Annotated in this window: 8 protein-coding genes and 1 pseudogene; 2 read left to right on the forward strand and 7 right to left on the reverse strand. The window is 60.4% G+C overall.

The features are described from left to right. The 7 genes and pseudogenes from QZR14_RS27755 to QZR14_RS27785 all read right to left on the reverse strand — a co-directional run. Positions 1–81: pseudogene (locus tag QZR14_RS27755) on the reverse strand (Hcp family type VI secretion system effector); the annotation flags it as partial. A gap of 430 nt (positions 82–511) precedes the next feature. Further along, a complete protein-coding gene (hglS, locus tag QZR14_RS27760; RefSeq protein ID WP_311998293.1) occupies positions 512–1891 on the reverse strand; it encodes a 2-oxoadipate dioxygenase/decarboxylase HglS in 1380 nt (459 codons plus the stop codon). An 88-nt stretch (positions 1892–1979) separates the two neighbouring features. Next, a complete protein-coding gene (glcF, locus tag QZR14_RS27765; protein ID WP_311998294.1) occupies positions 1980–3200 on the reverse strand; it encodes a glycolate oxidase subunit GlcF in 1221 nt (406 codons plus the stop codon). Between the two features lie 2 nt (positions 3201–3202). Next, the gene (gene glcE, locus QZR14_RS27770; RefSeq protein WP_311998295.1) at positions 3203–4252 is read right to left on the reverse strand and encodes a glycolate oxidase subunit GlcE; all 1050 of its coding nucleotides are present in this window, start codon (positions 4250–4252) and stop codon (positions 3203–3205) included. Continuing rightward, a complete protein-coding gene (gene glcD / locus QZR14_RS27775; RefSeq protein ID WP_311998296.1) occupies positions 4252–5751 on the reverse strand; it encodes a glycolate oxidase subunit GlcD in 1500 nt (499 codons plus the stop codon). Before glcD ends, glcE begins: the two co-directional genes overlap by 1 nt. Positions 5752–5883: 132 nt before the next feature. Then, a complete protein-coding gene (locus tag QZR14_RS27780) occupies positions 5884–6810 on the reverse strand; it encodes an alpha/beta fold hydrolase (RefSeq protein WP_250606822.1) in 927 nt (308 codons plus the stop codon). 21 nt (positions 6811–6831) lie between these two features. After that, positions 6832–8286: a flavin-containing monooxygenase gene (locus QZR14_RS27785; RefSeq protein WP_311998297.1), complete on the reverse strand. Its 1455-nt coding sequence runs from the start codon at positions 8284–8286 to the stop codon at positions 6832–6834. 177 nt (positions 8287–8463) lie between these two features. On the opposite strand from QZR14_RS27785, the gene QZR14_RS27790 reads away from it, so the two are divergent. Together QZR14_RS27790 and QZR14_RS27795 are read left to right on the forward strand one after the other, a co-directional pair. Further along, complete coding sequence (locus QZR14_RS27790; protein ID WP_311998298.1) at positions 8464–9537, forward strand: diguanylate cyclase; 1074 nt, start codon at positions 8464–8466, stop codon at positions 9535–9537. A gap of 207 nt (positions 9538–9744) precedes the next feature. After that, the gene (locus QZR14_RS27795; RefSeq protein WP_311998299.1) at positions 9745–10983 is read left to right on the forward strand and encodes a M20/M25/M40 family metallo-hydrolase; all 1239 of its coding nucleotides are present in this window, start codon (positions 9745–9747) and stop codon (positions 10981–10983) included. The last annotated feature ends 125 nt before the right edge of the window (positions 10984–11108 follow it).

An 11108-nucleotide genomic window follows, 5' to 3' on the forward strand; every position in this document is an offset into this window, starting at 1 on the left:
TACGGAGTCAGCGGTGAACGCGCCTGCAGTGATCAGGCCTTGTTTTTCGCCGGTAACCGACATGTACGCTGGTGTTGCCATGGGGTGCTCTCCTTGCGGAATAATTTAAGGTGCCCGGGAGGCGAAATCGCCCGGTGGGTGCCTGACTGTTATCAAGGAGCGTGCCAACAATTGTGGCGGCTATGCGGGCCGGGGTGTTCAGCCGGTTTTTTGCGCCGATGCGCGAAATAGAGCGGCCATCCAAAGCAAAAGTGCGCAAGAAGTTGCGCAGTACTGCGCAACTTCTTGCGCACTTGGCTACAGGCCTTGTACGACGTAGCTCTCAGCGGTTTCATCAGGATTTTTTGCAAAACAAGTGCGCAACTTCTTGCGCACAATGGCCAGATGCCTTCATTTGGTCGAGGCGGCTGTTTAAAGCTTTTAGATCAAAAGATCGCAGCCTGCGGCAGCTCCTACATTTGGAATGCATTTCCCCTGTAGGCGCTGCCGCAGGCTGCGATCTTTTGATTTTTCAACGCGCAAGTTGTGTGAGGCACTCATCGATCGAACGCTGCTGCGTCGCGGCATACAACCCCAACTCATCAATGGTCGCGCGCCCCAGCGCCTGCTCGAAGGCCTGGCGATTGGAGTGCTCGCCGTAATGCACCTGCGCCGCGTCACCAAGGTTCGATTGAAAAATCCCCGCCGCACTCACCGGCAGAAAATCTTCGTACACCAATGGCTCAGCTTTCACATAACCACCGCGCAACAAGTCCTCCAGAGACGACTGCCCAAGCCCTCCAGCAGCCAGACCTTTTTCCGTGGCGAAATAGCGAAAGTACGCCAACCCTTGTTCACGCATGCCCTCGACAGTGTCAGGAAATTCGCCAAAGTGTTGAGCCATCAGCGCGTTGTAGCGTGCGGCGTTGGCCTCGTTGGGGAAGTCGCCGAGTTCATCGCGTGCGGCATTCAGCAAACGGTCATATAGCGCCCGGCCTTTGGGGGTGAGTGCCGCGCCGCGTTGTTCGATTTCGCCGAATCGCGCGCTGTGGCTACCACGGGTCTGGTTCTGATCGGTGAAGGCGATCGGCTCGTCCAGCGCCTTGAAACTGGTCTGGCGCAAGAGGATCGGGCATTGCCGGCGTGGCGGGCCTTCGATGACCGCTTTCGGGGTGATGCCATGGGCCGGCATCTGTTCCTGGACGCTGTCGATGTCCAATGTGCGCGGCGTCAGGTGATTGATGTGCGGGCCTTTGAACGCCACCACATCGGCGATCAAGCGATGTTGGGCGCTTAACGTCTGATATTGCGCAGCGCTGACCGTAGCGCTGTGATGCCAGCGAAAAGTTTCCAGTGCCTGCTGGACGAATGCCTCGGCTTCGCTTTCATTCAAACCGCCTGCGGTTTCAGCTTGCGCGATCAGGCGTAGTGCCTCAGGGGTAAAGATCGAACGCTGGGCCAGCACGGATTCGGCAAAGGCGCGCAGCTGCGGATCTTCAATCAATTCCAGGCGCAACAACGAGGTGAACACCCGAAACGGGCTGACTTGCAGCGCCTGTTCATGCACTGCGCGAAACGCTGTGGAATGCACCGGCACGCCCGCCGGGGTCAGGTCGTAATAACCCACCGGTTGCATGCCCATCACTGCAAACAAGCGGGCGAGGGTGGCCAGTTCCGTCGCGGTGCCGACGCGAATGGCACCATGGCGCTCCATGTCCAGGCGTTCGATTTCACCGGTATTGTTGAGCTGTCGGGCGATGTCAGGCTGACGTGCAAGTACCTCGCGATTGGTCTGCTCCACCAGTTGCATCAGCGCGCCGTACAGCGGCACTTCTTCGCGGTACATGTCGGACATCGCTTTGGAGAAGCGTTGGCGAATCAGGTCGGGGCTGACGAACGGCTGCACGGTCATGAAAAAAATTCCTGCCACGGTCACGGAATGGATGAGGGAAAAGATCGCAGCCTTCTCGCACGCGGGCAAACGAAGAATCCTACGAACTTCATTCTGCCAACGACTGATCCACCAGTTCGATCCAGTGCATCACGGGCGTGCGCCCGGCGCTGCCCAGATGGCTCTGACAGCCGACGTTGGAGGTGACGATCAACTCAGGGCGGCCGCTTTCCAGCGCATTGAGGCGGTTGTCGCGCAGTTGTCGGGCCAGCACCGGTTGCGTCAGCGAATAGGTGCCCGCCGAGCCGCAGCACAAATGGCCGTCAGGCACGGCGGTGAGATTGAAGCCGAGGCGAGTCAGCACGGCTTCCACCGCGCCGCCCAGTTTCAACGCGTGCTGCAGGGTGCACGGGCAATGCACGGCAATCCGCCGTTCAGTGGCGGCGCAGATCTGTTCCAGCGGTTCCCGATCGAGTATCTGCACCAGATCCACGGTCCGCTCGCTGATTTCCCGGGCCTTGGCTGCATAAACCGGATCCCTTTCCAGCAAATGCCCGTAATCCTTGATGAATGCGCCGCAACCGCTGGCGGTCTGCACAATCGCTTCGGCGCCATTTTGCAGGTGCGGCCACCAGGCATCAATGTTCTGCCGGGCGCGGTCGAGGCCTTTGGCCTGGGCGTCGAGGTGATAATCCAGCGCGCCGCAACAACCGGCCTCAGCCACTGGCGTGACACTGATGCCCAAGCGATCCAGCACCCGCGCGGCGGCGTCATTGGTGTTCGGCGACAACCCCGGTTGCACACAGCCTTCCAGCAACAACACTCGCCGGGCATGACGCGGGGCAGGGCGCAAACCGGAAGGCGCTAGATGCTGCGGCATTTTACTTTCCAGTATTCGCGGCAGCAGCGGGCGAAACGTCGCGCCCATCCGCAGCAAGCCTTTGAACAACCCAGGATTCGGCGCCAACGCCCGCAACCCCTCACGCAACAGGCGTTGCGCCGCCGGGCGAGGCACCGCGTGATCGACTACTGCACGGCCAATGTCGAGCAGATTGTGATAGTCGACGCCGGACGGGCAGGTGGTTTCGCAGTTGCGGCACGACAGGCAGCGGTCCAGATGCAGTTGCGTCTGCGCCGTCGCCGGCGCGCCTTCGAGCACTTGTTTGATCAGGTAGATGCGCCCGCGCGGGCCATCGAGTTCATCGCCGAGCAACTGATAGGTCGGGCAAGTCGCGTTGCAGAAACCACAATGTACGCAGGTACGGAGGATCTTCTCCGCCTCGGCGGCGCGGGGCAGTTGTCGTGACTGTTCGCTGAGGGTGGTTTGCATGACTAGAACTCCGCGTACATCCGCCCGGGGTTGAACAGCCCTTGCGGGTCGAGTTGCGCCTTGAGTTGCCGGTGATAGCGCAGCAGTGTCGCGGGCAATGGCTGGAACGGCGAATCGCTGGCGCCATGGCTGAAACAGGTGGCGTGGCCGCCCAGTTCCTGCGCGAGAATGTGGATGTGCGCCGCGTCGGATTTCAGCCAGCGTTGCGCGCCAGCCCAGTCGATCAACTGCTCGCCGGGCAGATCCAGCGGGCCGAGATTGTTCGGCAGTGACAGGCGCCACAACGGCCGGCCTTCATCGAAAAACGCCAGCCGCTGCTCATTCAGATCACGCCAGAACTGCGAGTCCAGCGGATCGCCACCCAGGCGTTGATGCGCCGCCGTCACCGAACCTTCGCCGCCCTCAAGACGCAGATACAGGCTCTGGCCATCGTGGCATGCGGCGCTGATCGGCAGCGGTTGTTGACCCCACTCGGCCAGATTGGCCAGCGCCCGCGCGCACTCCATGTCGAGGCGGATGCTCAGGCACTGGCGTGGTTTCGGCAGCACTTTCAGCGAGACTTCGGTGAGTACTCCGAGGCAGCCGTAACTGCCGGCCATCAACCGCGACAGGTCATAACCGGCGACATTTTTCATCACTTCGCCGCCGAAACGCAGGTGCTGACCGAGGCCGGTGATGACTCGCGTGCCGAGGACAAAGTCGCGCACGGAGCCAGACCACGGTCGTCGTGGCCCGGACAAACCGGTGGCGATCATGCCGCCCACCGTCGCGCCTTCGCCGAACCCCGGCGGCTCGCACGGCAACATCTGTCCGGCAGCATCCAGCACCGCCAGCAGCTCGGACAACGGCGTGCCGGCACGCGCCGTGATCACCAGTTCGGTCGGTTCATAACGGACGATGCCGCAGTGGGCGCGGGTATCGAGCACTTCACCGGCCACCTCGCGGCCGAGGAACGCTTTGCTGTTGCCACCCTGAATCTTCAGCGGCGTGGCATTCACCCGGGCCTCGTTGACCTGTTCGAGCAGGGCGCTGGCGGCGTCGACATCGGCCATCAGAAACGCTCCAGTTCGGGGAATGGCAATTGCCCGGCGTGAATATGCATGGCGCCGAATTCGGCGCAGCGGTGCAGGGTTGGAATGTTCTTGCCGGGGTTGAGCAGGCCTTTAGGGTCGAACGCGGCTTTTACTGCATGAAACAGACTCAACTCATCGTTGTTGAACTGCGCGCACATCTGGTTGATTTTCTCGCGGCCGACGCCGTGTTCACCGGTGATGCTGCCGCCAACCTGCACGCACAGTTCGAGGATCTTGCCGCCCAAGGCTTCAGCGCGGTGCAGTTCGCCCGGTTGATTGGCATCGAACAGAATCAGCGGGTGCATGTTGCCGTCGCCGGCATGGAATACGTTGGCCACGCGCAAACCGTATTCTTCGCCGAGACGGGCGATGCCTTGCAGGACACCGGGCAATTCGCGGCGCGGGATGGTGCCGTCCATGCAGTAGTAATCGGGCGACAAACGTCCGATGGCCGGAAAGGCATTTTTGCGTCCGGCCCAGAAGCGCACGCGTTCGGCTTCGTCGCGGGCCTGACGTACTTCGGTGGCGCCCGCGGCGGTCATGACCTCGCGCACCCGCTGGCAATCGTCGTGGACGTCAGCTTCGACGCCATCGAGTTCGCACAGCAGAATCGCCTCGGCGTCCACTGGGTAACCGGCGTGGATAAAGTCTTCAGCGGCGCGAATGGCGAGGTTGTCCATCATCTCCAGGCCGCCGGGAATGATCCCCGCCGCGATGATTTCGGCGACCGCGCGACCAGCCTTTTCCACGGAATCGAAACTGGCCAGCAGGACTTTCGCGACCTGCGGTTTGGGCAGCAGTTTGACCGTGACTTCGGTGATGATCCCCAGCAAGCCTTCGGAGCCGGTGAACAACGCGAGCAGATCGAAACCCGCTGAGTCGAGGGCATCCGAACCCAGGGTCAGGCGTTCGCCTTCGATGGTCAGCACTTCGATTTTCAGCAGGTTGTGCACGGTCAATCCGTACTTGAGGCAATGCACGCCGCCAGCGTTTTCGGCGACGTTGCCGCCAATCGAACAGGCGATCTGCGAGGATGGATCCGGCGCGTAATACAGGCCGAAGGGCTCCGCTGCCTGAGAGATCGCCAGATTGCGCACCCCCGGCTGAACCCGTGCAGTACGGGCAGCGGGGTCGATGTGCAGGATATTGTTGAAGCGCGCCATCACCAGCAGCAGGCCCTGTTCCAGCGGCAAGGCGCCGCCGGACAACCCGGTGCCGGCACCACGGGCGACCACCGGGACGTTCTTCTGATGGCAAAGTTTGAGCAGGGTTTGCACTTGCTCGAGTCGACGGGGCAGGGCGACCAGCATCGGCGTGGTTCGGTAGGCGGAGAGGCCGTCGCATTCGTAGGGTTTGAGTTCGTCCTCGCGCCACAAAATGTCGAGGTCTGGCAGCGCGCGCTGCAGGTCTTTGAGCAACTCAGCCTTGTTCACCTGCGGCAACGGACCGTCGAGGCGTTCGTCATAAAGAATATTCATCTACACCTCAGACCTCGTCACTTTGTAGGAGCTGTCGAGTGAAACGAGGCTGCGATCTTTTGATCTTGTTTTTTACAAGCAGAATCAAAAGATCGCAGCCTTCGGCAGCTCCTACACAGGATGTGTTGAGTGTCATTTCTGGCTTCCGAGGAATTCCCGATACAGGCGCGCAGTATTCCCCGGCTGTTCAACCATCGGCATGTGCCCGACGTGATCCCAGACATCCACGCGCAAATTGGCGATGCCCTTGCTCCACACCGGCACGCTGCTGACATCGATCAGCCGATCCTTGCGCCCCCAGAGCAACAGCGCCGGGCATTTGATGTCGGGCAGTTTCGGCTCCATCGGCGGGCTGGCGCGAAAATCGCGGAAGATCTCTTCCAGTTCATCGCGTTGTTGCTCGTAGCGCTGGGCGATGGCGTCCAGCACTAGATTCGGTACCCACGGCGGCGATTCCATGGTCATTGCATAAAACTGGCGAAACTCTTCCCGGGAATTGATCAGAAACGGGTTATGCCCGCGCGCCAGATGCCGCTCCATGTCGCTGACCTCCGGTGCAGTGACGCCCGCCGGGTCGATCAGCGCCACCGAGGCGATCCGCTCCGGATACGTCGCCGCCAGCCACGCAGCGATGTAGCCGCCCATCGAGTTACCGATCACATGGACTTTCTCCACACCGCAAACGTCGAGCAACTGGATCATGCGTTTGGCCTGCAGCGGGATGTCGTAGCCGCCGCCGGCCTTGAAGCCGGTTTCACCGTGACCAGCCAGATCCGGAATGATCACCCGATACTGGCGCACGAAGTGCCGGGAAAAACGCAGCCACAGGTTCTTGTCGGCGCTGTAGCCGTGCAGCATCAGAATCGCGCTGGCCGCTTCATACGGCCCGCCTTGCCAGGTCGAGACGCTCATCTCGGCGATCGGCACTTCGATCTTGTGCAATTTGTATAACTTGGCCTCGATGGCCATGTTCAGGTCGTACAGCCAATGACCGACCGCCGGATAACTCAACCAGCTCCAGGCCACGAAAACCGCGAGGGCGACAAACAGCAAAAGCATCGACGTCTTCCTTTTACGTGTTCAGGACAGAATGTGGTCGGCCGGTTTCAGCGCCCGGGTCAAGCGGTGATAGCTGAAACTGAAGCCGGGAAACATCGCGATCACATGACCGCTCTTGCTTTGATACCAACTGTGGCAGCCGCCGGACTTCCACACTGTGCGCTGCATTTCCCGATGAATCATCTCAGTGTAGGTACGTTCCGCTTCGGGGCGCACTTCGATGCTGCGCAGGCCTTTGGCCTGCACGGTGCGAATGCAGTCGAGGATGTAGTTCATCTGCGACTCGATGATGAACAGCGCCGAGGTGTGACCGATGCCGGTGTTGGGGCCGGTGACGATAAACAGGTTGGGAAAGTCCGGCAGGCTGGTGCCCAGATAGGCGCGCGGGTATTGCGCCCAGACATCTCTGAGTTGCACGGCGTTTTTTCCGCTGACCGGGTAGGAAATCACCCCGTCGGTGGCGTCGTAACCAGTCGACCAGACGATCAGATCAACGTCGATGTGCTGACCGTCCTCGGTGTTGATGCCGGTTTCGTCGATGGAAGCGATGCCTTGCTCGCGGGTGTGCAAGGTGACGTTGGCGCGACTCAGCGCCGGGTAATAGGTGCTGGACACCAGTACCCGCTTGCAGCCGATGGTGAAGTCCGGGGTGAGTTTTTCCCGCAGCATCGGGTCCGGCACCTGACGTTTGAGAAAACGCAGGGCGTGCTGCTGGACCATGTGAATCGCCGTTTTCGAGTATTTGAAGGCGATGACCCGGGTTTCGAATTGCCAGTAGATCAGCCAGCGCAACAGTTTGTAGGCGGGTTTGCGGCCGAGCAGCCAGCGTTGCAACGGCCCGAACTGACGATCGGCGCGGGGCAGCACCCAATGTGGTGTGCGCTGAAACACGTGCAATTGCTCGACCTGCGGCGCAATCGCCGGAATCACCTGCACCGCGCTGGCGCCGCTGCCGACGATGGCCACGCGTTTACCCCGGTAGTCGTAGCTGTGATCCCAATTGTTTGTATGAAAAGTCTTGCCTTGAAAGCGATCCTGGCCGGGAAAGTGTGGGATGACCGGTTGGCTCAATGGCCCGGTGGCATTGATCAGGAACTGCGTATAAAAGGTGCCTTTGCTGCCGGTGTGCACGGCCCAGCGTTTTTCCGTGTCGTCCCATTCGACGCGCTCGACATTGGCCTCCAGTTCCACGCGGTCACGTAAACCGAACTGCTCGATGACATGCTCGGTGTAGCGCTGCAGCTCAGCTTGTCCAGCGAACATCTGCGACCAGCGGTACGGCGCGAACGACAGCGAATACAGCGGCGACGGCACGTCCACTGCGGCGCCGGGGTAGGTGTTCTGGCACCAGGTGCCGCCAAAGAAGTCCCGTCGTTCCAGCAGGCGAAAATCGTCGATCCCGGCCTTGAGCAGGTTGACCGCAGCACATTGACCGCCGAAACCACTGCCGATGATCAACACTTTATAGATGTGCATGGGCCTCCTTTTTATAGTTGTTTTTCCATTTTGCTCCTTTCATGTATAGCCAAATATTTGCACTGTGCGCGGCCCTGATGTCGCTCTATTCAGCCCGCTGGCCGGTGATGGCTATTTAACGTCTCCCTGTTAGACTCCCAACACATCCGTCCTGCGGTGTGCGTGATCGAGGTCCTTATGGGAAATTCGGGAGGAAAGGGACTTTCATTGGCCAGGAGGCTTTATACGTCGCGAGTCCTCGGGCTGTTGCTGGGGCTGTTGTGTGTAGCCGTTGCGATGTATGCGCTGGATCCGCCGCTGTGGGTCTGGGCACTGATGTTCTTCAACGGCCTCGTCTGGCCGCATCTGGCGTTTCAATGGGCACGCCGCGCCCGGGTTCCCTACCACGCTGAACACCGCAATCTGTTGATCGACGCCTTTTTCGGCGGCTTTTGGCTTGCCGCCATGCATTTCAATCCGCTGCCCACGGCGACGACCATTTCGATGATGGCGATGAACAACGTCGCTATCGGTGGTTCACGCTTTCTACTGGCAGGCTGGGCGGCGCAGTTGCTCGGGGTTGGCGTCGGGCTGGTGGTCTTTGCTCCGGCATTCGTTCCGCAAACCACGCCGGCGCAGATGTATGCCTGTTTCCCGTTACTGCTGCTGTACCCATTGGCGCTGGGCTGGATCTGCTTTCGCCAGGCCTACACCCTGGGTCGGCATAAACGCGAATTGCTCGCCCTGAGCCGCACCGACAGCCTCACCGGGCTGCTCAATCATGGCGCCTGGAAAGATCAACTGGAGATCGCTTTTCAGCGCTGCAAGCGACAGAAGCTGGGCGCGGCAATTGCGCTGATCGACATCGATCACTTCAAAGCGATCAACGACACCTATGGCCATGTTGCGGGCGACATCGTGTTGCGTCAGTTGAGCAAATTGCTTAAACAAAACCTGCGGGCGACAGACGTTGCCGGGCGTTATGGCGGTGATGAGTTTTGCGTGATTTTGCCGGATCTGCCGCTGTTCAATGCCGCGCAGGCGATGGAAGCGTTGCGTGAACGCTTTGCGATTCTGGGTTATGAGCAGAATCCGGCGTTGAAGGTTAGCTTGAGTATTGGCCTGGCGGCGTACGATCCGGCGCATGCCGACGCAACACGCTGGCTCAATGATGCCGATCAGGCGTTGTACGAGGCCAAGGCGAGCGGGCGTAACCGGGTGATCTGCAATTGCGATGACAAGCCGCGGCAGACGTTGCTGGATTCGGTCTGACCGCTACACCACACATCCCCTGTAGGAGCTGCCGAAGGCTGCGATCTTTTGACTTTGTTTTTTCTAAATCAAAATCAAAAGATCGCAGCCTTCGGCAGCTCCTACACGCGTTCGGTGGTGGTCAGGGAGATGTCGCATTCGGTGTAGAGCCGCGCGCCGATGTCGGGTACGGTTCAAGTCCCCCCGACGCGAAACAAGGAAGGCTTTATGACGTGCTCATTTTCTCGCTCCCTGCTGGCCGCGAGCCTCGGCCTGTCTCTCGCCTTCTCCACTGCCCACGCCTTCGCCGAACCGCATAAACAAGTACTCGCCGATGCCGAGCAATACCAGCCAGAAGCGCTGAAACTGCTGGAGCGGCTGGTCAATATCGACTCCGGTTCCGGCTATGAGCCCGGCCTCAAGCAAGTCAGCGACATCGCCATCGATGAGCTGAAAAAACTCGGCGCCAGCATCGAACTGGTTCCGAACACACCGGAAAAATCCAACCATGTACTCGCGACGCTGAAGGGCACCGGAAAGGCGAAAATCCTCCTGATGGCGCACATGGACACGGTGTTCAAGGAAGGTTCGGCGGCTGAGCGGCCGTTCCACATCAAGGATGGCCGCGCTTACGGGCCCGGGGTGATGGATGACAAGGGCGGCATCGTCGCCGGGATCTATGCGCTGAAAGTCCTGAAAAACCTCGACTTCAAGGACTACGCGCAAATCACCTTCCTGCTCGACGCCAGCGAAGAAACCGGGTCGGACGTCGCCACCGACCTGATCAAGAAAACCGCGAAACAGCACGACGTAACCCTCAACCTTGAGCCGGGCCGCCCGGCCGATGGACTGGTGGTGTGGCGCAAGGGCAGCGCGACGGCGCTGGTCGAGGTCAAGGGCAAAGCCGCACACGCGGGCGTCGCCCCGGAACTGGGACGCAATGCCGCGATGGAAGCCGCACACCAGATTCTGCAACTGGGCAAACTCGGCGATGAGGCAAAGAAAACCACCATCAACTTCACCGTGCTCAAGGCCGGTGATCGCACCAACGTGATCCCCGATCAAGCCACGGCCAAGGCTGATGTGCGCGCGGCGGTGCCGGAGGAATTCGACCGGATCGAGAAAGATCTGGCGCGGGTGTCGCAGGACAAGCTGATTGCTGAGACGGAAGTGAAGACTTCGTTGCAGCGCGGCTTGCCACCAATGCCGCAGACGCCCGAGTCGGATCGCCTGATGGCCATGGCCCAGGGGATTTATGGCGAGATTGGCCGCAAGTTGACGGAGGAGGGCAGTGGCGGTGCGGCGGATGCGAGTTTGTCGGCCGGGGTTGGCACGCCGACGCTGGATGGCTTCGGGATTGTTGGCGGCAATATTCACACGCCGGAGGAGTACGCCGAAGTGGCGAGTGTGGCGCCGCGGATTTATCTGTTGTCGCGGATGATTATGGAGTTGGCCAAGCCGCGGTGAGTGGTTTTGTGGTGTGACTGATGCGGGTTGGGTGTCAGGTGCATTTGCCCTCACCCTAACCCTCTCCCAGAGGGAGAGGGGACTGACCGTGTTGTTTGTGATGAATACGGCGATCTGAAAGATCC

The sequence above is a fragment of the Pseudomonas sp. rhizo66 genome, assembly GCF_031931925.1.
Classification (GTDB): domain Bacteria; phylum Pseudomonadota; class Gammaproteobacteria; order Pseudomonadales; family Pseudomonadaceae; genus Aquipseudomonas.

Bases quoted from the DNA above. Each gene is read 5' to 3' on its own strand.
- QZR14_RS27790 (WP_311998298.1), top strand. From the start codon at position 8,464: ATGGGAAATTCGGGAGGAAAGGGACTTTCATTGGCCAGGAGGCTTTAT.
- glcD (WP_311998296.1), bottom strand. From the start codon at position 5,751: ATGAATATTCTTTATGACGAACGCCTCGACGGTCCGTTGCCGCAGGTG.
- hglS (WP_311998293.1), bottom strand. From the start codon at position 1,891: ATGACCGTGCAGCCGTTCGTCAGCCCCGACCTGATTCGCCAACGCTTC.
- glcF (WP_311998294.1), bottom strand. From the start codon at position 3,200: ATGCAAACCACCCTCAGCGAACAGTCACGACAACTGCCCCGCGCCGCC.
- glcE (WP_311998295.1), bottom strand. From the start codon at position 4,252: ATGGCCGATGTCGACGCCGCCAGCGCCCTGCTCGAACAGGTCAACGAG.
- QZR14_RS27785 (WP_311998297.1), bottom strand. From the start codon at position 8,286: ATGCACATCTATAAAGTGTTGATCATCGGCAGTGGTTTCGGCGGTCAA.
- QZR14_RS27795 (WP_311998299.1), top strand. From the start codon at position 9,745: ATGACGTGCTCATTTTCTCGCTCCCTGCTGGCCGCGAGCCTCGGCCTG.
- QZR14_RS27780 (WP_250606822.1), bottom strand. From the start codon at position 6,810: ATGCTTTTGCTGTTTGTCGCCCTCGCGGTTTTCGTGGCCTGGAGCTGG.